At 66.1% G+C, this 21,680-nt stretch carries 20 protein-coding genes; 7 read left to right on the top strand and 13 right to left on the bottom strand.

Going from position 1 to position 21,680, the window contains the following annotated elements; genetic code table 11:
• Positions 1-47 precede the first annotated feature (47 nt).
• The 10 genes from AC1DB0_RS15840 to AC1DB0_RS15795 all read right to left on the bottom strand — a co-directional run bounded on the left by AC1DB0_RS15840 (position 48) and on the right by AC1DB0_RS15795 (position 11,645).
• Positions 48-1,589 (bottom strand): malonate--CoA ligase, encoded by a 1,542-nt coding sequence (locus AC1DB0_RS15840; RefSeq protein WP_476757263.1) that lies wholly within the window; start codon positions 1,587-1,589, stop codon positions 48-50.
• A gap of 5 nt (positions 1,590-1,594) precedes the next feature.
• On the bottom strand, positions 1,595-2,386 hold the full coding sequence (locus tag AC1DB0_RS15835) for an enoyl-CoA hydratase/isomerase family protein (RefSeq protein ID WP_441371531.1): 792 nt from the start codon (positions 2,384-2,386) through the stop codon (positions 1,595-1,597).
• 45 nt (positions 2,387-2,431) lie between these two features.
• Positions 2,432-3,748: a malonyl-CoA decarboxylase domain-containing protein gene (locus tag AC1DB0_RS15830; protein ID WP_476757262.1), complete on the bottom strand. Its 1,317-nt coding sequence runs from the start codon at positions 3,746-3,748 to the stop codon at positions 2,432-2,434.
• On the bottom strand, positions 3,699-4,451 hold the full coding sequence (locus AC1DB0_RS15825) for a GntR family transcriptional regulator (protein WP_054426460.1): 753 nt from the start codon (positions 4,449-4,451) through the stop codon (positions 3,699-3,701). Before AC1DB0_RS15825 ends, AC1DB0_RS15830 begins: the two co-directional genes overlap by 50 nt.
• A gap of 143 nt (positions 4,452-4,594) precedes the next feature.
• The gene (locus AC1DB0_RS15820) at positions 4,595-5,365 is read right to left on the bottom strand and encodes a class I SAM-dependent methyltransferase (protein ID WP_342066749.1); all 771 of its coding nucleotides are present in this window, start codon (positions 5,363-5,365) and stop codon (positions 4,595-4,597) included.
• A 50-nt stretch (positions 5,366-5,415) separates the two neighbouring features.
• Positions 5,416-6,453, bottom strand: coding sequence for an acyl-CoA dehydrogenase family protein (locus AC1DB0_RS15815; RefSeq protein ID WP_454669382.1), 1,038 nt, complete (start codon positions 6,451-6,453; stop codon positions 5,416-5,418).
• A gap of 55 nt (positions 6,454-6,508) precedes the next feature.
• Positions 6,509-7,741, bottom strand: coding sequence for an acyl-CoA dehydrogenase family protein (locus AC1DB0_RS15810; protein WP_441371527.1), 1,233 nt, complete (start codon positions 7,739-7,741; stop codon positions 6,509-6,511).
• A 5-nt stretch (positions 7,742-7,746) separates the two neighbouring features.
• Complete coding sequence (locus AC1DB0_RS15805; protein WP_175171340.1) at positions 7,747-8,715, bottom strand: Bug family tripartite tricarboxylate transporter substrate binding protein; 969 nt, start codon at positions 8,713-8,715, stop codon at positions 7,747-7,749.
• A gap of 45 nt (positions 8,716-8,760) precedes the next feature.
• Positions 8,761-10,845, bottom strand: a complete 2,085-nt coding sequence (locus AC1DB0_RS15800; protein WP_476757261.1) for an acetate--CoA ligase family protein — start codon at positions 10,843-10,845, stop codon at positions 8,761-8,763.
• Complete coding sequence (locus AC1DB0_RS15795; protein ID WP_054426464.1) at positions 10,842-11,645, bottom strand: enoyl-CoA hydratase; 804 nt, start codon at positions 11,643-11,645, stop codon at positions 10,842-10,844. Before AC1DB0_RS15795 ends, AC1DB0_RS15800 begins: the two co-directional genes overlap by 4 nt.
• Before the next feature lie 114 nt (positions 11,646-11,759).
• On the opposite strand from AC1DB0_RS15795, the gene AC1DB0_RS15790 reads away from it, so the two are divergent.
• Positions 11,760-12,533: an IclR family transcriptional regulator gene (locus AC1DB0_RS15790; RefSeq protein ID WP_054426465.1), complete on the top strand. Its 774-nt coding sequence runs from the start codon at positions 11,760-11,762 to the stop codon at positions 12,531-12,533.
• A gap of 68 nt (positions 12,534-12,601) precedes the next feature.
• Here AC1DB0_RS15790 and bktB read toward each other — a convergent pair whose 3' ends face one another.
• Both bktB and AC1DB0_RS15780 read right to left on the bottom strand, forming a co-directional pair.
• Complete coding sequence (gene bktB / locus AC1DB0_RS15785) at positions 12,602-13,783, bottom strand: beta-ketothiolase BktB (protein WP_054426466.1); 1,182 nt, start codon at positions 13,781-13,783, stop codon at positions 12,602-12,604.
• A gap of 119 nt (positions 13,784-13,902) precedes the next feature.
• Positions 13,903-14,715 (bottom strand): crotonase/enoyl-CoA hydratase family protein, encoded by an 813-nt coding sequence (locus AC1DB0_RS15780; RefSeq protein ID WP_175171343.1) that lies wholly within the window; start codon positions 14,713-14,715, stop codon positions 13,903-13,905.
• Positions 14,716-14,914: 199 nt separating this feature from the next.
• On the opposite strand from AC1DB0_RS15780, the gene AC1DB0_RS15775 reads away from it, so the two are divergent.
• From AC1DB0_RS15775 to AC1DB0_RS15760, 4 genes are all read left to right on the top strand, one after another.
• Entirely contained in the window at positions 14,915-16,090 is a 1,176-nt protein-coding gene (locus AC1DB0_RS15775) for an acyl-CoA dehydrogenase family protein (RefSeq protein ID WP_476757259.1), read from the top strand.
• A gap of 11 nt (positions 16,091-16,101) precedes the next feature.
• Complete coding sequence (locus AC1DB0_RS15770; RefSeq protein WP_476757258.1) at positions 16,102-17,145, top strand: acyl-CoA dehydrogenase family protein; 1,044 nt, start codon at positions 16,102-16,104, stop codon at positions 17,143-17,145.
• A gap of 154 nt (positions 17,146-17,299) precedes the next feature.
• On the top strand, positions 17,300-18,205 hold the full coding sequence (locus AC1DB0_RS15765; protein WP_342066741.1) for a LysR family transcriptional regulator: 906 nt from the start codon (positions 17,300-17,302) through the stop codon (positions 18,203-18,205).
• A 131-nt stretch (positions 18,206-18,336) separates the two neighbouring features.
• On the top strand, positions 18,337-18,777 hold the full coding sequence (locus AC1DB0_RS15760) for a CBS domain-containing protein (RefSeq protein ID WP_054426470.1): 441 nt from the start codon (positions 18,337-18,339) through the stop codon (positions 18,775-18,777).
• An 83-nt stretch (positions 18,778-18,860) separates the two neighbouring features.
• Here the strand turns inward: AC1DB0_RS15760 and AC1DB0_RS15755 are convergent, their stop codons facing one another.
• A complete protein-coding gene (locus tag AC1DB0_RS15755) occupies positions 18,861-19,625 on the bottom strand; it encodes a sulfite exporter TauE/SafE family protein (protein WP_175171347.1) in 765 nt (254 codons plus the stop codon).
• Positions 19,626-19,811: 186 nt separating this feature from the next.
• Between AC1DB0_RS15755 and AC1DB0_RS15750 the strand changes: the two genes are divergently transcribed.
• Together AC1DB0_RS15750 and AC1DB0_RS15745 are read left to right on the top strand one after the other, a co-directional pair.
• On the top strand, positions 19,812-20,699 hold the full coding sequence (locus AC1DB0_RS15750; protein WP_476757257.1) for an FxLYD domain-containing protein: 888 nt from the start codon (positions 19,812-19,814) through the stop codon (positions 20,697-20,699).
• Positions 20,689-21,615, top strand: coding sequence for an FxLYD domain-containing protein (locus AC1DB0_RS15745; RefSeq protein ID WP_476757256.1), 927 nt, complete (start codon positions 20,689-20,691; stop codon positions 21,613-21,615). Before AC1DB0_RS15750 ends, AC1DB0_RS15745 begins: the two co-directional genes overlap by 11 nt.
• Positions 21,616-21,680 lie beyond the last annotated feature (65 nt).

Below are 21,680 nucleotides of genomic sequence, written 5' to 3'. Positions count from 1 at the left end.
GGGATAAAAAAATGCCGGCCCCTGGGGACCGGCATCTTCGCCTGGCGTTAAAGCGCCTTGTACGTTTCGCGCAGCACGTTCTTCTGCACCTTGCCCATGGTGTTGCGCGGCAGCTCGCCCACGATGTGCACGCGCTTGGGCACCTTGAAGTTCGCGATGCGTGACTTGAGCTCAAGCTGCATCGCCGCGGCATCCAGCGACACGCCGTTCTTGGGCACCACCACCGCCACCACGGCTTCGCCGAAGTCGGCGTGCGGCACGCCGATCACTGCCGATTCCGCCACGCCGGGCATGTCGTCGATCAGCGTTTCGATCTCTTTCGGATAGACGTTAAAGCCGCCCGAGATGATCAAGTCCTTGCTGCGGCCCACGATGGACAGGTAATCGGCCGGCACGTCGCGCCCAGCGGATTCGCCGCCCCAGCGGCCCACGTCGCCCGTTTTGAACCAACCGTCTTCGGTGAATTCTTCGCGCGTCTTTTCCGGCATGCGCCAGTAGCCCGAGAATACATTGGGGCCGCGCACCTGCACGTTGCCGATTTCACCCGGCGCCAAGGCGATGCCCGCATCATCCACCACGCGCACCTGCACGCCCGGCAGCGCACGGCCGACGGTGCCGGCCAAACGCTCGCCCAGCTTGGCGTCGTAGGGGTTGGACGTCAGCATGACGGTTTCGCTCATGCCGTAGCGTTCCAGAATGGCGTGGCCGCTGCGCTGTTCGAAGTCGGTAAACGTTTCGGCCAGCAACGGCGCCGATCCCGAAATGAACAGGCGCATCTTCGCGCACACGTCGCGGGTAAAGCGCGGGTCGGCCAGCAGACGAACGTAATACGTCGGCACGCCCATCATCACCGTGCTTTGCGGCAGGTAATGCAGCGCCTGATCGGCGTCCAGCTTGGGCAGCCAGATCATCTTGGCGCCGGCCAGCAGCGCGCCGTGCGAGGCCACGAACAAGCCGTGCACGTGGAAGATGGGCAGCATGTGCAGCAGCACATCGTCTTCGCGCCAGCCCCAGTATTCATGCAGCACCTGGGCGTTGGCGGCCAGGTTGCCATGCGACAGCATCGCGCCCTTGCTGCGGCCGGTGGTGCCGGACGTGTACAGAATGGCGGCCAGGTCATCGGCCTGCCGGACCACGGTGGTGAACGTTTGCGGCAGGCTGCCGGCGGCCTCCAGCAAGGTGCCGGTGCGGTCTTCATCCAGCGTGTAAACATGCGCGCAGCCCGCCTTGTCAGCGGCGCGTTGCACCCAGTCGCGGTTCTTGCTGGCGCACACCACCACGGCCGGTTCGGCATTGCCCAGGAAGTATTCGATTTCGGATTCGCGGTACGCCGTGTTCAGCGGCAGGTACACCAGCCCGGCGCGCAACGTGGCCAGATACAGCAGCAGCGCTTCGGGCGATTTTTCCACCTGCACCGCCACGCGCGAGCCTTCGGGCAAGTCCAGCGACATCAGCAGGTTGGCCAGGCACGCGGTGGCGCGGTCGATGTCATCCCAGGTGTATTCCAGGTCGGGCGTTTCCAGCGCGACTTTGCTGCGGTCCTTGGGAAAGCCGCCTTGCAGGACGGCATAGAGGTTGGCGTTGCTCACCTTGGTCAATCTCCGGAAAAGGAAGGGTCTACGCCGGCCAGGAAAGCGCGCACGCCTTCCTTGTGGTCCCGGCTGTCGGCATAGGAGAAATAATCTTGATATTCGGCTTCGGTCAAGGCGCCGCCTTGGGCGAGCCTTGCGGACAAGCGTTTATTGATGCGGGCGGCGATGGGTGCGCCCTGCGCGATGCGCTCGGCGCTGCGGCGGGCCGCGTCGGCCACCTGCTCATCCGGCACGATGCGCGTCAACAGGCCCAGGCCGAGCGCTTCGTCGGCGCCGAACACGCGGCCTTCGAGCAGGATGGCGAGCGTGGCGGCGCGCCCGGCCAGCGCCAGCAGGCCGCGCATTTCGTCGGGCGCCATGGGAAAGCCCAGCCGGTTGATCGGCACGCCAAAGCGGGCGGATGCGCCGGCAATGCGCAGGTCGCACTGGCTGGCGATTTCCAGCCCGCCGCCCACGCACACGCCTTCAATCTGAGCAATGACAGGATGCGGGCATTGCGCCACGGCTTGCAGCGCGGGCGCCAGGATGTCACGGTGATAGCGCTGCACGCCGGCCATGTTGGCGCGCTGCTGCGGGAATTCGCGGATATCCGCACCCGCCGCAAAATTGCCGCCTTCGCCGCGCACGATCACGCAGCGCAGGCTGTCATCGGCGGCCAGCTGCGTGAACACGTCGCGCAGTTGCCCCCACATGCCCACCGTGATCGCGTTCAGGCGCCCGGGGTGCGATAGCGTCACCCAGGCAAAGCCCCCTTCGCGTTCCAGCCGCACGCGGCCAGCGTCGTCTTCCTTCATGTCCCCTGCCCTTCTTATGGATGGATGGCGCCGTGTATCCGGCGTTCAGCCCACGCGTCCCACGCCCCGGCTGACCTGGGGCTTGCCTTCACCCAGACGCGCCAGGTTGGTATCGAGCTCGTCCAGGTCATACAGGTAATTGACCATCAGCGCGCACGATTGCTTGAGACCCTTGGGCGACGTGTCCGCCGCCCAGTTCAGGCGTTCGATGCGCGCGCCATTGCCCAAGTGAAAGCGCGCCACGGCGTCCACTGGCAAACCGTTCTTCATGGATTGCAGATACGTCGCCGCCAGCTTGAAGCTCGCGCGCTTGACCACATCGGACGCCTTGCCCTGCGCGGCCGTGGCCAGGCGGGCGACCCAACGCTGGCCGTCCGGCACGCCTTCGCGCTTGCGGTCCTTGGCGCGCGACTTGTCTTCGCGCACGATGGCTTCCACGGCGTCAGCATCCAGCTTGCCCAGCCAATCCGAGAACCCGGGAATCGGCGACAACGTCGCGAACGCCTTCAGCTTGGGCAGCTCTTCCAGCAATTGTTCCACCACGCGCTTGAGCAGGAAGTTGCCAAAGCTGATGCCCTTCAAGCCCGGCTGCGTATTCGAAATGGAATAGAAGATTGCCCAGCGCGCCTTGTCCAGATCCTGCGGCGGCAGCGTGCTGTCCAGCAGCACCTGCACGTTGTCGGCCATCTGGCTGGCGAAGGCGACTTCCACAAAAATTAACGGCACACCCGGCATTTGCGGATGGAAGTAGGCGTAGCAGCGGCGGTCGGGCGACACGCGGCGGCGCAGATCATCCCAGGATTTGATCTCGTGCACCGCTTCATACAGGATCAGCTTTTCCAGCAGCGACGCGGGCGAATCCCACGTCAGCGGACGCAGCTCCAGCAGGCCCACATCGAACCACGCCGACAGCAGCGCTTCCAGTTCCTTGTCCAGCCCCTGAATGCCGGATACCTGCTTGCGCCAGCGCACCATGTCGGCCCGCAATTCCACCAGGAAGCGCAGGCCCTGCGGCAAGCCATTGAATCGTTTGAAGAGGCGCGTGCCCTCGCCGCCGTCGCCCGCGTAAGTTGCGCGCACCTGCGCCAAGGCGGCCAGCATCAGCCGGCGGTCTTTGCCGTCGGCCGCGCTGTATTGCTCGCACCAGCGGCGCGCCAGCTTGTTGGCGGCTACGTCGGTCAGGCGCGCTTCGAACAGGCGCCGGACTTCGGATTCGCTGGGCAGGCGGCCGCGTTCCCACAAGCGGCCCAGCCGCGTCATCAGGCTGGCGCTTTCGGCCGCCGTTGCGGCGTCAATCAGTTCGGCCTCGGGCTCAGGCGTGCGTGCGCCCCGCGCGGGCGCGAGATTGGCGGGGTCGGACATGGGCGGGCTCCTGGATAACGATGGGATCGGATAACGCCGGATCGGCGGCGTCTTCATTGGCCAACACGCGCAGCGCTTCCAGCTGCCGCATCAGATGGGTGTGGGCGAGCGCCTGCGCGGCTTCGCTGTCATGCGCCTTCAGCGCGTCGAAAATGGCCAGGTGTTCGGTGCAGGATTGCTGGATGCGCCCCGGCCGCGCCAGGCTGCGGTGCCGCGACAGGCTCAGCACCTTGCGCAGATTGCCGACCATATCGGACAACCATTGGTTGCCGGCCAGCGCCTGCACGGCTTCATGGATCAGGTAGTTGGTTTGGTAATAGGCGTCGATGCGGCCGGCCTGGGCATGGCCCGCCAGTTCGGCGTGCAGCGGCTCCAGCGCCGCCAGCTCCGCGTCGGTGGCCTTGCGGGCGGCCTCGAAGGCGCAGCGCCCTTCCAGCATGGCCATCAGCGGGAAGATGTCTTCCAGATCTTGCGTGGACAGTTCATTGACGAAGCAGCCGCGGCGCGGCTCCAGCCGCACCAGCCCTTCGGTGGCCAGCACTTTCAGGGCCTCGCGCAGCGGGGTGCGCGAAATGCCCATTTCGCCTGCCAGCCGAAGCTCGTCAATCCATTCGCCATTGCTGAGCGCGCGCGCATGGATCATGGCGCGCAAACGATCCGCGACTTCCAGGTACAGGGCTTGACGGACGATGGGTTGGCTCATGGATGAACGGCTTGAACTGCGCCGTAATTCATAATTATGAATAAGGCCATGATAGAGCCCGCCACGGAAAAAGGTAAACCCCCTTCCGCCCCCGTACCTACCCTAATAGGGAAACACGCCCGGCAGAACGCCGGGCGATGGTCTTAGAAATGCAGCACGCCGTCCACGGCGTGGCGGGTCAGCGCCCGCGCCCAGCGGCGCGCCGGCAGGCCGTACTTCGATTCCACGACCTCGGCCCGCGCCAGCAGGTCTGCCGGGGTCACGGCCAGGCGCGGCCCGGAAAAGGCCAGCACGATCTGGTTGCCCGCGTCGACCTCGGGCAGCAGCAGCACGCGGTCGTCAAACGCCTTGGACAGGTTGTCGATGTTCTTGCCAAAGCTCTCGTGGCGGCCGAACAGGTTCACGGCCAGCACGCCGACATCACCCAGCACACGGCGGCAATCGCGGTAGAACTTCACGCTGTCGCGCACCGGCCCTTCGGCGGCCGCGTCGTACAGGTCAACCATCAGCACCGGGCAACGCCCCGCGTTCATGGGGTCGGCCACCCAGGCGCCCGCGTCCGCGTGCTCGACTTCCAGCCGGTTGGCCCCCGGCAGCCGGAAGAACATGTGGCAGGCCGCCGTCACGCGCGGATTCCACTCCACCGCCAGCAAGGGGCTGCGCGTGTGCTTGACGCAGTACCGCACAAGCGACCCCGCGCCCAGGCCCAGCATGCCGATGGCTTCTTCCTTGGGCGGCTCCAGGAACAGCAGCCAGGCCATCATCTGGCCGGTGTATTCCAACACCAGTTCCGACGGGTTCTTGATGCGCATGGCGCCCTGAACCCATTCGGTGTTGAAGTGCAAATAGCGCACGCCGTCCACTTCGGACAGCGTCGGCTGATCAAGTTCAGAGGGGAAGTTCGATTTATGCATGGCGGGATTGTAGGGCGGACGCCGCGCGGCGTCAGGCACGGCGGCCCCGCTCACGCCGCTATTGCCGCGCCGCCTTCCCAGATTCGTTCCAACAGTTCGGCGCAGGAGGCTTGCGCATGCAGCGCCGCCGCCAGCCGCAGCACGCGCTTCAGATACAGATGCGCGTCACATTCCCACGTGACGCCCATCGCCCCATGCGTCTGGATGGCGTTTTGCACGGCGCGGCGGCCGCCTTCAACCGCCAATAGCGGCACATAAAGCGCATCGAGGTCCGCGTTTTCGGAACCCGCGTCGTGCGATGCCACCGCAGCCATGCCGGCCAGCCGGGCGTCATCCAGCGCCATCCAATCGTCCGCCAGCCGATGCTTGATGGCCTGGTTGGCGCCGATGGCGCGGTCGAATTGACGGCGTTCCTGCGCGTAGGCCGCCGCCATATCCAAGGCCGCCGCGGCCGCGCCCAACAGTTCGGCCGAACGCAGCAGCGTCAGCCGGGTTCGCAAGCGGCGCGCGGTTTCCGTGCCAATGGGCAGTTCGATGCGGTCCAGAACGTCAGGCCGCGCCACCACCGCCACGGGCATCGTCGGGTCCAACCCCGCCAAGCCGCCAACGGGCGCGTAGCGTTCCAGCAGCAAGGCGTTCGGCCCCGTGCACCGTACGGACAACGCCGACACGCCCTCGCCCGCGCCCTCGATGAAGATCGACCCATCGGGGCGCACCGAGGCGTCTGCAAAATAGCGGTCGCCCTGCATCACTTCACGCGCCCACTGCGCGGCCAGCCCCTTGATGCCCGCATCAACAAGCGTAGGCAGCACGACTATGTTGGCCACAAGCGGCAGGCTCAGCAGATGACGGCCGGCCGCTTCGGCGACTACCCACGCGTCGGACAGACCCAGCCCCAAGCCATCCTGTTCGGCAGGCGCCAACAACGCCGGCCAGCCTTGCGCGGCCAACTCGCGCCATTGCGCCAGACGTTCAGCGTGCGTGCGCGCCGCCGCATTGCGCGCCAATGACAGCGGATGGCGTTCGGACAAATAGCGGCGCGCCGCGTCTTGCAGCATGCGCTGGTCTTCAGTCAGCAGAAAGGTCATGGTGATGTGGCTACGGGATTCAGATCGGGTTTCAAATCGGGCTTCAGATCGGGTTTCAAAATTTGGGCAAGCCCAGCATCTGCTCGGCAATGATGTTGCGCTGGATCTCGGAGGTGCCCGCCAGAATGGTCTCGGCGCGCGACCACAGATAGGCGTGTGTCAGCGCCGCGGCCTGCTCGTCGGCGCCGTCCGTCAGGCAGGCGGATTCGCCCAGCAGCTGCATCGACAGTTCCAACAAGCGCTGATGCGCTTCGCTCCAGTGGATCTTGGTGGACGAACCCTCAGGCCCCGGCGGATCGCCCCGCATGGCGCCGGCCAACGCGCGCTGCGACTTCAACGCCAGCACATGGCTGTCCGCCGCCAGCCGCGCCCACTTGTGGCGCACGGAAGCTGACGAGGCTGGCACATGGCCATAGGCGTCGGGGCGCAGCGCCAACTGGCGCACCGTGCCGAGTTCTTGCGCAAAACGCACCAGACGCGGGATGAAGTAGGTGCCGCGTTCGAAACTGGCGGCCGCCATCGCCACCTTCCAGCCCTGGTTCTGTTCACCCAGCAGCAAGTCCGCCGGCACGAAGACATCTTCGAAGAACACTTCGCAGAACTCGGCCTCGCCCGTGATCTGGCGGATGGGCTCGACCCGCACGCCGGGGCTGCGCATGTCCACCAGCAAGAAGCTCAAGCCTTTGTGCTTGGGCGCTTGCGGGTCGGTACGCGCCAGCACGAAGCACCACTGCGCGCGGTCGGCAAACGACGTCCATATCTTGTGGCCGTTCAGCCGGTAGCCGCCGTCAACGGCCTCGGCGCGGGTGCGCACGGAGGCCAGATCGGACCCCGCGCCCGGTTCCGAATAGCCCTGGCACCAGACTTCGCGGTTGGACAGAATGCCGGGCAGGAAGCGGGCCTTTTGCGCGTCGGTGCCAAAGTGCAGCAAGGTCGGCGCCAGGATGCCGTGGCCAATCAGATTCACGCCCAACGGCGCGCCGGAACGCGCGTGCTCTTCATGAAACACGGCTTGGCGAGATAGCGGCAAGGCCTGTCCGCCATGCGCCTTGGGCCAGCCCAAGCCCGACCAGCCGTTGGCGCACAAGGTGTCTTCCCAGGCGCGGCGAAAGTCCAGGTCGCGCGGGGCCGCGCCGCCCGGCCAGTCCCGGGCGAACCGGGCATAGGCCGAGGCCAGCCACGCGCGCAACGACTGCCGAAAGGCCGCGTCGTCAATCGCTGCGCTGTCGCACGCGGTGTTGCCTACGGGGTCGCACGCGGTGTTGCGTGCGGATTGCACTTCACTCATTCCTGCTACTCCAGACGAATATTCGACTCGCGCGCCACCTTGGCCCACGTGGTCACGTCCTGCCGGATGAAAGCGGCAAACGTCTTGGGGTCGCTGCCGATGATGTCCAGCCCCAGCCCCACAAACTGCGCCTTCACATCGGGCTGCTCCAGAATCTGCGCCAGATTCTGATAGAGCTTGTCGATCACCGGTTGCGGCGTGCGGGCCGGCGCCACCAGACCCAGCCACGGCATCGCGGAATAACCCGGCAGACCTGAGCCCGCCACCGTCGGCAGATCCGGCACAGACGCCGACGGCCGCGTCGTGGTGACTGCCAGCGCGCGCAGCTTGCCGTCCTTCACGAAGGGGCCGGACGAAGCCCAGGCGTCGAACATCACCTGAATGCGCCCAGCCACCAGGTCATTCAGCGCGGGTGCGCTGCCCTTGTACGGAATGTGCGCCATCTGCACGCCCGCCATGCTGTTGAAGAGTTCGGCCTCCAGATGCGTGGAGCTGCCGGTGCCCACCGAGCCGTAGCTGACCTTGCCGGGGTTCGCCTTCAGGTAGGCGATGAGTTCGCCTACGTTCTTGGCGGGAATCGACGGATGCACCTCCAGCACGTGCACCACCGACGCCACCTGGCTGACCGGCGCGAAGTCCTTGATGGGGTCGTAATTGACCTTGGCGTAGATGCTGGGCGCGATGCCCAGCGACGAAGCCGCCATCAGCAGCGTGTAGCCATCGGGCTCGGCGCGCGACACGTAGTCGGACGCGATCATCGTGCCGCCGCCCGGCTTGTTTTCGACGATCACGGTCTGGCCCAGCTTGGCGGTCAGGCGCTCGGCCAGCAGCCGGCTCATGATGTCCGCCGCGCCGCCCGGGGAAAACGGCACCACGATGCGCACGGGCCTGCTGGGATACGGGTCCTGAGCGTACGACGGGTTCGCGACGCCAATGCAGGCCAGCGCGACGCCGGCCAATAGTCTCTTCATCATGCTTGTCTCCTCCTGGGGATGCGCTGCGCGGATTGCGCGATGGCGCTACGGGGTTGCGGGCAGGATCAGGGCGTCCAGTACCGCAACGCCTTGTCCCGCCTCTTTGATCAGCAAAGGATTCACTTCAATTTCCGCCACGTGGGCGGGCGCGGCAAGCAGCGCATTGCCAATTGCCACGATGCTGCGGCACGCCGCCGCCAGATCGGCGCGGGGCTTGCCCCGGTAACCGTCCAGCAGCGCAAACGCCTTGAGCTCATGCAGCATCTGCAAGGCGATGTTCTCGTCCACCGGCAACAAGCAATGGCTGGTGTCTTGATAGATCTCGGTCAGCACGCCGCCCAGGCCCACGGTCAGCACGGGTCCGAAGACGGGGTCGCGCGTGGCGCCCACGATCAGCTCTGCCACGCCGCGCTCCATCTTCTGCACCATCACGCCGTCGATGCGGGCGTCCGGCTGCGCTTGCGCGGCGGCTTGGCGAACCTGATCGAACGCGGTGCGCACGGCGGCGGCGTCGGCCAGCCCCAAGGCCACGCCGCCCGCTTCCGTCTTGTGCGCGATGTCGGCGCTTAGGATTTTCAGGGCTACGGGGTAGCCGGCGGCTTGAGCCTCGGCCACGGCTTCGTCGGCATCGCGGGCGCAATGCACGCGCGCCTGCGGCAAGCCAAACGCCGCAACATACGCACGCGCGTCGGCTTCGTTGCAGGGCAACGGCGGCACCGGCACCGTCTCAAGCGGCGGCATCGGGGCAATGCGCGGCTTCCCACGCGCCTCGCACCACAACAGATACGGCGCCAGCGCGGACACGGCCTGGCCCAGGTCATCGAACACGGCCACTTCGGCCTCGCGCAAGGCGGCGCGGCTTTGCGCAAGGCCCGTGTCGATGGCGATGAACAGGCGTTGATGCTGGCGCGACGCCTCGGCCAGCGCGTCCGCCATGCGGTCGAGCATGTAGCCGGGCGCATAGACGACGACCGCGTCAATCGCGTCTGTCGTCGCCAGCGCCTGCAGCACGGTGCGCACGAAAGCAGGATCATTGACCACGTTGCCGGTCACATCCACCGGGTTGCCCACCATGCCGTAATCGGGAATGCCGCCGCGCAACACGGCTTGCAAGGCCTCGGGCAGATCAGGCAAGTCCAGGCCCGCGCCGATGAATTTGTCGGCCAGGATGGCGCCCAATGCGCCCGACATCGTCAGCACCGCCACGCGTTTGCCCGCGCTGCGATGGCGCAGCGTGGCCAGGCTGGCCAGGTGCGCCATCTGGGCGAAGTCCGATGCCTCGATCACATTCAATTGCCGGAACGCCGCCGCGTACACGCGCCGGTCGCCCGCCAGCGCAGACGTGTGCGAACGCACGGCCTGCGCGCCCTTGTCGGTATTGCCAGCCTTCAACGCAATCAGCAATTTGCCTTGGCGTTCAAGCTCGCGGCAGGCGCGCACGAAGCGTTCGCCATCGCGCAGCTGTTCGATGTAGCCCAGCACGATTTCCGTCTGCGGGTCAGCGGCTAGATATTCCAGGTACTGCGAAAAATCCAGGCACGCTTCGTTGCCGGTGTTGATGAAGTGCGAGAACGGCAAATCCAGCTTGCGCGCGATGGCGTACACCGCTGCGCAGACGTTGCCGCTTTGCGTCAGCAGGCTGACGACGCCTGGGCCGCTCTGGGCGGGCGCGGTTTTAAAAACCGACGCAAACGCCGTGTGCGCCTGCGTGTTCAGGTTGGCAAAGCCCATGCAGTTGGGGCCGGCCACCGCCATGCCGCTTTCCGCCACGAAGGCTTCCAGTTCGTCTTGCAAGCGCTGGCCGTCGCCGCCCGCTTCCGCGAAGCCGGCGGCGTACACGATGGCCGCGCGCACGCCCTTGGCATGGCAGCGGCGCAGCATGGGCGTGACGTCGGCCGCGGCAATGGCCAGCACCGCCAGGTCTACGGGTTCAGGCACGGCTTCGATGTCGGGCCAGCAGCGCTTGCCGAACACTTCCTGGTACTTGGGGTTCACCGGATAGATGCCGCCCGCGTAGCCAAAGCGCGTCAGCAATTCCAGCGGCATGCCGCCGATGCGCCCCGCGTTGGCGCTGGCGCCGATCATGGCGATGGACCCCGGATTCAGCAAACAATCCAGCGCGGCCCTCATGCCGTTTCGCCCTTCTTGTTGCGCTGGATGGCTTGCGCCAGCCCGCGCTCGCGCACCGCTTGAAACTCTTCGCTCAGGTGCGACAGCTGGTGCGTGTCGAAGTGCGCCGACAACGCCGTGCGGAAACCCTGCGCATCGGCCGTGCGGTTCAGTGACCGCTTGATCAGCCGCAGCCCGAACGGCGGCGCCTGCGCAATACGGCGAGCCAGCGCCAAGGTGGCTTCATCCAGTTCGGCTTCCGGCACCACGCGGTTCACCATGCCGATGCGCAAGGCTTCCTGCGCGTCGACCTTCTCGCCGGTGTAGAGCATTTCCTTGGCCTTGCGCAGCCCCATCACCCAGGGATGGATCAGCACTTCGGTGGCGGCGGCGGCCAGCGTGTGGCCCACCGGATCAGAGAAATACGCGGTGTCGGAGCAGACCACCAGGTCGCACATATTGGCGACCATGAAGCCGCCCGCGACGCAGGCGCCTTGCACCTGGGCAATGGTGGGCTTCGGGAAATCCCAGATGCGCAGGCAGTAGCCGTAGTAACGGCGCGACTCATAGTCCCAGCGTTCTTCCACGGTGAAGTCGGCGCGCTTGGCCTGCGCTTCCTTCAGGTCATGGCCCGCCGAAAAGTGCGCGCCGCGTCCGGCCAGCACCACGACCCGCACGGAATCGTCTTGCTCGGCCCGCGTCAGGGCGTCATCCAGTTCGTCCAGCATCTGCTGGCTTTGGGCGTTGCGCGCAGATTCGCGCGCCAGGCTGATGCGGCATACCGAGTCGAGCCGTTCGACGGCAAGGGTGGCGTATTCCATAGTCTCCTCAACGCTTGCTATGCCCGCGCTCGACGGATGGCGCGGATCGATTGGATTGAATTAACGCACCTCAAATCCTAGAATACAAAATATTCAATCAACCTTTCCCATAATATGAACAAATCGACCGCAACGGGCGGAACCCAAAGCATGCGGCGCGCGCTCGGCCTGCTGCGCGTGCTGGCGCAGCACCAGGAAGACGGGCTGGATCTGCAAGGCGTCATGAACGCGACCGGGCTTGAGCGCTCCACCGCGCATCGGCTGCTGAGCTGCCTGCTGGAAGAACAATTCGCCGAACGCGACAGCAGCACGCGCCGCTACCGGCTAGGCGTGGATTCCATGCAGTTGGGGTTTGCGGCGTTGCGGCGCACGCCCCTGCTGGACGCGCTGCGCCCCTTCGCACAAAAGCTCGCGCGGCTGTCGGGCGACACCGTGTTTCTGGTGATTCGCCAGGGCGACTACGCGCTGTGCCTGCTGCGCGAAGCCGGGTCGTTTCCGGTGAAGGTGTTCACCATTGACCAGGGCGAACGCCGCTTGCTGGGCGTGGGCGCGGGCGGCCTGGCGCTGATGGCCAGCCTGCCCGATGAAGACATCTCCGCGCTCTATGCGCGGCATGCGGCCAGCTACGCGCAGATCGGCGTTTCCAGCAGCGCGTTGATGAAGGCCGTGAAACAGACACGCGCCACCGGCCATGCCGAAATCGTAGACACGATCACGCCAGGAGTTTCAGGCGTGGGCGTGGCGTTTCCGGTGTCGGAACTAACCTGGGTAGCGTTCAGCTTCGGCGCCATCAGCAGCCGGCTGGACGCGCCAAGACGCGCGGAGATGGGCGCGTTGCTGCACGCCGAATGCCTGGCGTGGGCGCGGGACTATTTGGGGGATGCGTAACGCATCGGGGCGAGTCGAAAAAAAGCGGCCTCCGCCGTAACTGGCGGAGGCCGCTTGGGTTCAAACGCTTAAATGCGTTCGAAGATCGCGGCGATGCCTTGACCGCCGCCGATGCACATCGTCACCAGCGCGTAGCGCCCGCCCACGCGTTGCAGCTCGTGCAGCGCCTTGACGGTGATGATCGCGCCGGTGGCGCCGATGGGGTGGCCCAGGCCGATGCCGCTGCCGTTCGGGTTGACCTTGGCGGGGTCCAGCTTCAGTTCGCGCGACACTGCGCACGCTTGCGCGGCGAAGGCTTCGTTGGCTTCAATGACGTCCAGCTGGTCCACCGTCAGGCCGGCGCGCTTGAGCGCGGCTTGCGTGGCCGGCACCGGGCCGATGCCCATGATGTCGGGGTCAACGCCCGCGTGGGCGTAGGCCACCAGACGCGCCAGCGGTTTGATGCCGCGCTTGGCGGCAACCGACGCGTTCATCAGCACCACGGCGCCCGCGCCGTCGTTCAGGCCCGACGCGTTACCCGCGGTGACGGTGCCGTTCTCTTTCTGGAAAACCGGCTTCAGCGTGGCCATGGTGGCGGCCGACACGTCGCGGCGCACGTGCTCGTCGGTGTCGAACACGACTTCGCCCTTGCGCGTCTTTTGCACGACGGGAACGATCTGGTCGCGGAAGTAGCCCGCGTCGATGGCGGCGGCCGCCCGGCGGTGCGATTCGGCGGCCAGCGCGTCCTGGTCCTGACGGCTGATGCCGAACTTGGCGGCCACGTTTTCAGCGGTAACGCCCATGTGCATACGGCCGAACGGGTCGGACAACGCACCCGTCATCATGTCCAGCATGACGCTGTCACCCATGCGGGCGCCCCAGCGCTGCGACGGCACGATGTACGGTGCGCGGCTCATGCTTTCGGCGCCCGCGCCGATGGCGATATCGGCATCGCCCAACAAGATGGTTTGCGCTGCCGACACGATGGCCTGCAAGCCCGAGCCGCACAGGCGGTTGACGTTGAAGGCCGGGGTTTCCTTGGCGATGCCCGCGTTCATGGCGGCCACGCGCGACAGGTACATATCGCGCGGTTCGGTGTTGATGACGTGGCCGACCGCAACGTGGCCGACCTCGTCACCCTTGACGCCTGCGCGTTCCAGCGCGGCGCGGATGACAGTGGCGCCCAGGTCGCACGGCGGCACGTCTTTCAGCGCGCCCCCGAAGTCGCCAATGGCGGTGCGGACGGCCGAAGCGACGATGACTTCATTCATGGTGTTTCCTCCTTGTAATGCGCTCCATCATACTGCCGCCCACCCTCGCTTTGCCTAGGCCCGTACTCAAACCCGCCCCCTGTTTGCCTGGCCTGCATTCATGCGCGCCCGCTCTCTGCCTAGCCGCCAGACGGGCGTCCCGCTTTGCGCGCGGCGCGTTGTGCGATGAAGTTTTCAACCGCCTCCGCGTGCGCGGGCGTCTTGTGGGCCAGGGCCTGATAGGCGGCCGACAGCTCCAGCAAATGGTCCAGGCGGGCATGCTGGCTTTCACGCAACAGGCGTTTGGTCAGGCGCACGGCGTCCGGCGAATTGGCCGCGATGCGGCTGGCCAGCGCGTGCGCGGCGGGCAGCAATTCCGTGGCCGGCACCACGCGCGACACCAGCCCCCAGTCCAACGCCGTTTGCGCGCTGATGGCGTCGCCCGTGAACGACATCTCGGCCGCCCGCGCCATGCCGATCAAACGCGGCAGGAACCAGGCGCCGCCGTCGCCGGGAATCAACCCCAGCTTCACGAAGCTCTCCGCGAACGATGCCCCTTCGGCTGCGATGCGCACGTCGCACATGCACGCCAGGTCGCAGCCCGCGCCGATGGCGGCGCCATTCACGGCGGCGATCGTCGGCACTTCCAGCGCATGCAACGCCAGCGGCAAACGCTGGATGCCGTGCCGGTATTCCTGACGCAACGCGGCGCTGCCCACCTCTGGGCCAATCTGCCGCTGCATGTCGTTGATGTTGCCGCCGGATGAAAACACATCGCCTGCCGCCGTCACGATCAGCACCCGCACGGCGGGGTCGCGTTCAATGCGTGCGAACACCGCCAGAATCTGGTCCACGATGTCGCTGCCGGTCAGCGCGTTGCGCGTAGCGGGGTCGTCCAGCGTCAACGTTGCAACGCCCTGCGCGTCCAATTCGTAATGCACACGTTCCGTCATGCCCGCTCCTGATAGTGAAAGGGTTGATCGCCCCAGCGTAGGTGCAGGCGTTGCTTGCCGTCCAATATTAGTTTTCGCGCGGGTGATACGAGATTCGTATCGGAAAGCCCAAAAATAATATTGGACGCGCACGGCCGCACGCCGCGATAGTGCGCTTTCGAGCCCCCCGGCCAAGCGCCGGCCCGCACCGGAGCGCCTCATGATCGACACGCTGGAACTCACTGCCATCCCCGCCGCCGACGAAGCTTTGCGCGCCGAGGTGCGCGACTTCCTGGCCGAGACGCTGGATGGCCTGGAACCCGATGAACGCGCGCGCTCGTGGATGGGGTTCGATGCAGGCTTCAGCCGCCAACTGGCCGAACGTGGCTGGCTCGGGCTGACACTACCGCGCGAACACGGCGGCGCGGCGCGCGGACATTTCGCGCGCTTCGTGCTGTCGGAAGAACTGCTGGGCGCGGGCGCACCGGTATCGGCGCACTGGATCGCCGACCGCCAAAGCGCACCGCTGATCTTGAAGTACGGCACGCCCGCGCAGCAGGCGTTCTACCTGCCCCGCATCTGCCGCGCCCAAGCCTTCTTCTGCATCGGCATGAGCGAACCCGGCTCGGGCTCGGACCTGGCCAGCATCCGCAGCCGCGCCGAGCCCACCGCGAACGGCTGGCGCTTGAATGGCAGCAAGATCTGGACAACCAACGCGCACCGTTCGCACTACATGATTGCGTTGGTCCGCACGTCGGGTACGGCAGAAGACCGGCATCAGGGCTTGTCGCAAGTCATCATCGACCTGTCGCTGCCCGGCGTGTCGATCCGCCCCATTGAAGACCTGGCGGGCGACGCGCATTTTTCGGAAGTGTTCTTCGACAACGTCGAGTTGGCCGACGACGCGCTGATCGGCCAGGAAGGCGCGGGCTGGGCGCAAGTGAATGCCGAGCTGGCGTTTGAACGCAGCGGGCCGGAACGTTTGTATTCCAGCATCGCGCTGCTGGAGTGTTGGCTGACGCATTGCCGTCGCCGTTTGGGTCCCACGAGCCCCGCTGATATGGCAGACCACCAGAACGATCATGCCGTGCTGGGCAGCATCCTGTCGCAGATGGCGGTGCTGCGCGCCCTGTCCGTGGCGGTGGCGGGCAAGCTCGCGGCAGGCGCCAGCCCTGCCGTCGAAGCCGCGCTGGTGAAGGACCTGGGCACAGCGCTGGAACAACAGATTCCACGCCTGATCGGCGACGCGCTGGGCCGCCATCCCAATACGCCGATTCCCTTGCCACTGTTGCGCACGCTGGCGTACCTGGAGCAGGTGGCGCCCACGTTCTCGTTGCGCGGCGGCACGCGCGAAATCCTGCGCGGCATCATCGCGCGCGGGCTGGGACTTCGATAAGGACGATGACCATGGACACCTTGCTTGGCGACGCCGCCGAACGCCTGTTTGCCCAAACCTGCACGCCTGCCCTGCTGCGCGCCGCGGAACAAGGCCATAGCATTGCCGCCGCGTGGCAGGCCTGCGAAGACGCAGGCTTTGCGGATGCGCTGGTGCCCGAAGCGCAAGGCGGCGCGGGCCTGGATGTGGCCGACGCGCTGCCCGTGGTGTTGGCAGCCGGGCGGCATCTGTGCCCCTACCCCATCGCGCACACCGTGCTGGCGCGCGCCTGGCTCGCCCGCGCCGGACACGCCGTGCCAATGGGGTCCATCGCCATCGCCGCGCAGGGTTTGTCGATGCAGCAGGATCGCATGACAGGCGTGAACGTGCCTTGGGTGCGCGTTGCGGACTATGTTCTAGCGCAGGCTGACGGGCACGTCTGGCTGCTGCCTGTTGCGGCCGGCTGCGTCGCGCCCAACGGCGTGCACGGCAGTCTGGATGGCGAAGCGTCTTGGGCGATGGCTGCGGCCGTCCGCGTGGATGGCGAAGCGGCCGGGGCATCACGTATTGCCAACCGGGCGCATGGCGACGCCCCGTTGGATGAACTCGCCGCCATCGCCTATGCCGGCCTGATGGCCGGCGCCATGGATCGCGTGTTGGCGATGACGCTGGACTATGCCAACCAACGCACGCAATTTGGCAAAGCCATCGGCCGGTTTCAGGCGGTGCAGCAACAGATCAGCGTCATGGCAGAACACGTGTGGGCCGCGCGCATGGCGGCGCAACTGGCGTTTCAGGGGCGCGGCGGCCAGCCGCAAGCGTTGATGGCCGCATTGGGCAAAGCGCGCACCAGCCAGGCCGCACCGCTTGTCGCAGACATTGCGCACGCGGTGCATGGCGCGATCGGCATCACGGCGGAATTCGACTTGCAGTGCTACACAAGACGGCTGCGCGACTGGCGTCTGGCGGGCGGCTCGGAATCGTATTGGCACGCGCGGATTGGCGCGGCGGCGTTGAGTAGCCATCACGATGCGCTGACGTATCTGCGTACCGAACTCCAAGGGGCGGCGGGCTGACCGCGAAGCGCCGGAGAGCAACGTCCCGGATAGCAACGTCCCGGATAGCGAAGAGCATGATGCCAACGGACCCGATACCGAAGGGATAGCACCGATGCCGAATCCGATACGCGGGCCGTATCATCCTGGGCAACCCTCGCCCCGGACCGCCCCCATGGATTTTCGCCATCTGCAGCAGTTCCTGGTTCTTGCCGACACGCTGAACTTTCACCGCGCCGCCGAAAAGCTGCACATGTCGCAGCCGCCGTTGTCGGTGTCGATCCGCAAGCTTGAAGATATGGTGGGCGTGCCGCTGTTTGTGCGCGGACGCCAGGGCGTGCAGTTGACCGAAGCCGGCCTGGCCGCTCGCGACGAAGCGCGCCGCGCGCTGTTCCATGCCGAGCAGTTCCGGCTCGCGGCACGCGCGGGCGCGGCGGGCGAAGGCGGCACGGTGCGCGTGGGCTTCGTGGGTTCCGCCACGCACGGCATCCTGCCGCGCATCCTGCCCGCGTTTCGCCAGCGTTATCCTGGCGTGACGGTGGTGCTGCGCGAAGCCACGTCGATCCGCATCATGCAGGACCTGGCCGAAGATGCGTTGGAAGTCGGCATCGTGCGCGTGCCGGTGGCCATGGGCTCGAACGTTCGCTTAACCCCCCTGACCACCGAGAATTTTGCGCTGGCCGTGCCCAAGGGCCATCCGCTGGCGCGCCGCGGCCGCATCCGTCTGGCCGATCTGGCGGACGAGGCCTTCATCATGTACACCGCGACAGAAGCCGCGGGGCTGCGCATGGCGGCCATCAACGCGTGCCAGTTGCGAGGCTTCACGCCCCGCATCACGCAGGAAGCCGTGCAGGTGCAAACGCTGCTGAGCCTGGTTGAAAGCGGCTTGGGCGTGGCGCTGGTGCCGGCGGGCAGCCGGCGCCATCCCGGCCCCAATGTGGTCTACAAGACGCTGGCGGACTTTCCGGCAGACGCATCCATCGGCATTTCCCTGGCGTGGAACCCCGACATCGAACGCAGCGCCGCCCGCAACCTGCGCGAATTGGCCAGCCTGTCGTTCCGCGACAAGGGTGTCAAATAAGCGGCGCCGCGCTTGCGGCAAGATGGCCCGCAGGCTTAGGATGGAGCATGGTTGCGCCGCAGCGCCCCGTCAGACCGAGGGCGCGACGCGCGGCCGGCGTTTGAACCTTGTCAGCGATCCGGGAGCACATCGTGAAATCAGTTGCTGAGATTCTTAGGGAAAAGTCGAACAATTCCGTCGTGACGGTTTCACCGGATTCTTCGGTGTTTGACGCCATCAAGACCATGGCCGAACGCAGCATCGGCGCCGTCGTGGTGGTGGAGGGCGACACCGTGCTGGGCATGCTCTCCGAGCGCGACTACGCCCGCAAAGTCGTTCTGCAAGACCGCTCGTCGCGCAGCACCAAAGTGCGGGAAATCATGACCGACTCGGTCTATTACGTGGGCCCCACCGACACCCGGGAACACTGTATGGCCATGATGACGGAACGACATTTCCGTCATCTTCCGGTCATCGAAAACGAAAAACTGATTGGTCTGTTGTCCATTGGCGACTTGGTCAAGGACATCATGAGCGAGCAGAAATTCATCATCCACGAGCTCGAACGCTACATCAGCGGCGGCCACGGCTAGTTGTCTGGCGAGTTGTCCGGCGAGTTCTCTCCCGAGCCGCCACCGCTAGCCGCCACGGCAAGTGGCGGCCATGACCCTGGCGGCTAGCCCGCCGCCAGTATCCGCGCCGCCGGCACGATCAGCCCCATGCCGGCTGCCAGCAACAGCACGAACACCATGCGCTTGACGGTCTTCATCGACCCGGCCGTGCTGTAGCGGCGCGCCACCCACGTCACGCCAATCACCACCGGCAAGGCCTGCAAACTCAGCCAGAATGACGACGCCATGAACGCGCCCTGCCCGGTCACCAGCGTCAGGCGCACCACGGCATTCAGCGAAAACAGCACCAGCAGGCTGTTGCGGATGGACGCCAGCGGCAAGGGCTGGCGGTACAGGTGATACACCATGGGCGGCCCGGCGCTTGAGAACAAACCGCCCAGCACGCCGGAAATTCCACCGAAAAATACGAAGGATGCTTTGGACGACAAGCGCTCCAGCGGCTTGGCGCGCGCCACCAGCAAGATGGCACAGGCCAGAATCGTGACGCCCAACAGCAGTTGCAGCAAGACCGCCATCGATCCGCTGATCCACGTCAGCGCGGCAACCCCGGCACCCACGCCCACCAGGCTGGCGATCATGGCCGGCCGCATCAGCGACCAGTTCACTTGCGGCTTGGCCCGCGCCAGCGTCACGGCGGCGTTCACCAGCGACAACACGCTGACCACATTGGCCACTTCCGACACCGACGCCAGCTGGAACACCCCCGACAAACCGAGAAGCACGAGTCCGAACGCAAAGCCGGTCATGGTCTGGGCATAGGTGGCGAGCGCCACGCAGGCCAGGAACAGCAAGTGGTGGGAGATACTCATGCGCTTGGAGGGTTTGGGGTCGCGGCGATGATATCACCGGGGTGCTGACCACCCGCCCAACGCGGGCGGGTGAACATGCCGAATCACATATCTTGTCACAACTGGAAGCGTCCCCGAACCCGGCCGCTGCGCGCTGCCGCTATCCTTGCCGCCCTGTCCGTCCTTGCCGGAAAGCTCGCGCTCAGAATGACGCCCAAACACACCACGATCAACACGGTAACCCTGACCTGCTCGACTTGCGGCAGCGCTCAGTTCACCAAATTGGCTCCGAACGAATACCGCTGCAATCACTGCCACGCGCTGACGCTGGTAGAAGATGACGTTGCCCAGCGGCTGGAAAAGATTCTGCGCGGCATGCAGCAGCCCGCGCAGCACACGGCGATCAAGCCCGGGGCGCTGGCTGCGATTGCTTTCGTGGTGGTGGCCGCGGTGGTCGTGCCGCTGGTGATATCGCTGGTGTCATCAAACCGGACATCGACGCCGTATCGTGCGCCTGCCGTGGCGCCGCCAATCGACGCCTCGCTGGTGAAGCTGACCGATGTGCGCGAGATCCAGACGCGCGGCAGCAAAGAGTTGGTCATGATGATGCGCAACGAAACGGGCAAGAAGATCGACCCGCCACGCGTCACGGCCACCTTCTTCCAGGGGGAGCTGACGCTGACGTCGTCCTGGGGTTCGATCTCGGCGCGTTCCCTGCAGCCAGGTGAATACGCGCCCTTGCGGATCTCGGTGCCGGGCAAGGCCTATACGCGCTACACGCTGCAGGTCGCAACCCCTGCGCCCGCCCGCGGCAAGCCCAACGATGTGGTGGCCAGCAGGGTGCAGCTGGTAAAGAATGATGGCGCGTACCGGCTGGTGGGATTGTTGAAGAATCAAGGACATGGCGACGCCAACAGCACCCAGATCACCGTCATCCTGTATGGCGAAGATGGCGCCATGATCGGCACCGGCAACGGCTACGCCGCCGCGGGTACGCTCGCGCCGGGCGCGGTGACGGCGTTCGATGCGCGGTGCGAAATGTTCGGCGACGGCAAGGTCGCGTCCTACGACTACATGGTGCAAAGTGAAAGCTGATCGTCGCGGCGCCCAGCCGCTGTCCTGGCCGGCCAAGGCCGTATTGGTGCTGATCATCCTGGCGGCCGCCGGATTTGCATTGACGAAGTACACCGCCGCCGGCCCCTGGGCCATGCGCAAACTCGGCATGCAAGACGCGCCGGCCAACGACGCGCCCAACGTGGAAGCTACAAAGGTGGAACCGCCCAAAGTGGCCGCCCCCGCCACCCGTATGGTGCGGGTCAGCCCGGCGGATGTGCGCGTGATCGACCATGTGCGCCTGACCACCGAAGAACTGCTGGACCCCGGCTTTGCGCTGTTCGACACCAAAGCGCTGACCTTGTCCGCGCCGCGCCGGCTGCTGGACGAAATCGACCGCCCGATCATGTACGCGGAAGTCGTCAACACCAGCCCGGACTATGTGGCCTTGTCGCCTCAGGCGCAGATCACCGTGTTCGATGGCTCGACCCCGCTGAAGGTCCGGCAGGACTGGACCCTGCCCGCCTATCTGTATCCGGGCGAGCGCGTGCCGGTGGCGCTGGTCGGCGGCAACTACGAACGCTACACCGAGGTCAAGACCGACTGGATGCCCGCCAAGCGCGCCGCCCTGCCCGGCCCCCGGCCCAAGCTGGATATTTCCGTCGACAACACAGAGGCCGGCGTCGGCACCGGCACGCTGAACTTCAGCTACCGCTACCGTTACAAATACGTCACCGTGACGGGCCGCGTGCGCAACGAGGACCAGGCAGAAGTGAACAACGTGCGGGTCTGGGTCAGCCTGTACGACGCGCAGGACAAGCTCAGCGGCGCCAGTTTCAAGGAACTGCGCCTGCCCAAGCTGCAACCCGGCGAAAGCGCCCCGTATGAGGTCATCGTGAAGCAGTACGGCGGGAATTTTGCGCGGGTTGGCGTGGTGTACGACGTCACGGCGCGCTAGCTCGCCCCCGCCCAATCCCCTGCCCAACCCCCAGCGCGCGCCCTGCGCGCCCCCTACGCTCGCCC

The sequence above is a fragment of the Achromobacter sp. 10T422 genome (genome assembly GCF_056394065.1).
Note: the sequence above shows the minus strand (reverse complement) of the source record. Positions and strands in the feature narration are given on the sequence as shown.

Bases quoted from the DNA above. Each gene is read 5' to 3' on its own strand.
- bktB (WP_054426466.1), bottom strand. From the start codon at position 13,783: ATGAATGAAGTCATCGTCGCTTCGGCCGTCCGCACCGCCATTGGCGAC.
- AC1DB0_RS15795 (WP_054426464.1), bottom strand. From the start codon at position 11,645: ATGGAATACGCCACCCTTGCCGTCGAACGGCTCGACTCGGTATGCCGC.
- AC1DB0_RS15810 (WP_441371527.1), bottom strand. From the start codon at position 7,741: ATGAGTGAAGTGCAATCCGCACGCAACACCGCGTGCGACCCCGTAGGC.
- AC1DB0_RS15765 (WP_342066741.1), top strand. From the start codon at position 17,300: ATGGATTTTCGCCATCTGCAGCAGTTCCTGGTTCTTGCCGACACGCTG.
- AC1DB0_RS15780 (WP_175171343.1), bottom strand. From the start codon at position 14,715: ATGACGGAACGTGTGCATTACGAATTGGACGCGCAGGGCGTTGCAACG.
- AC1DB0_RS15790 (WP_054426465.1), top strand. From the start codon at position 11,760: ATGAACAAATCGACCGCAACGGGCGGAACCCAAAGCATGCGGCGCGCG.
- AC1DB0_RS15775 (WP_476757259.1), top strand. From the start codon at position 14,915: ATGATCGACACGCTGGAACTCACTGCCATCCCCGCCGCCGACGAAGCT.
- AC1DB0_RS15770 (WP_476757258.1), top strand. From the start codon at position 16,102: ATGGACACCTTGCTTGGCGACGCCGCCGAACGCCTGTTTGCCCAAACC.
- AC1DB0_RS15835 (WP_441371531.1), bottom strand. From the start codon at position 2,386: ATGAAGGAAGACGACGCTGGCCGCGTGCGGCTGGAACGCGAAGGGGGC.
- AC1DB0_RS15805 (WP_175171340.1), bottom strand. From the start codon at position 8,715: ATGATGAAGAGACTATTGGCCGGCGTCGCGCTGGCCTGCATTGGCGTC.
- AC1DB0_RS15820 (WP_342066749.1), bottom strand. From the start codon at position 5,365: ATGCATAAATCGAACTTCCCCTCTGAACTTGATCAGCCGACGCTGTCC.
- AC1DB0_RS15825 (WP_054426460.1), bottom strand. From the start codon at position 4,451: ATGAGCCAACCCATCGTCCGTCAAGCCCTGTACCTGGAAGTCGCGGAT.
- AC1DB0_RS15750 (WP_476757257.1), top strand. From the start codon at position 19,812: ATGACGCCCAAACACACCACGATCAACACGGTAACCCTGACCTGCTCG.
- AC1DB0_RS15755 (WP_175171347.1), bottom strand. From the start codon at position 19,625: ATGAGTATCTCCCACCACTTGCTGTTCCTGGCCTGCGTGGCGCTCGCC.
- AC1DB0_RS15800 (WP_476757261.1), bottom strand. From the start codon at position 10,845: ATGAGGGCCGCGCTGGATTGTTTGCTGAATCCGGGGTCCATCGCCATG.
- AC1DB0_RS15815 (WP_454669382.1), bottom strand. From the start codon at position 6,453: ATGACCTTTCTGCTGACTGAAGACCAGCGCATGCTGCAAGACGCGGCG.
- AC1DB0_RS15830 (WP_476757262.1), bottom strand. From the start codon at position 3,748: ATGTCCGACCCCGCCAATCTCGCGCCCGCGCGGGGCGCACGCACGCCT.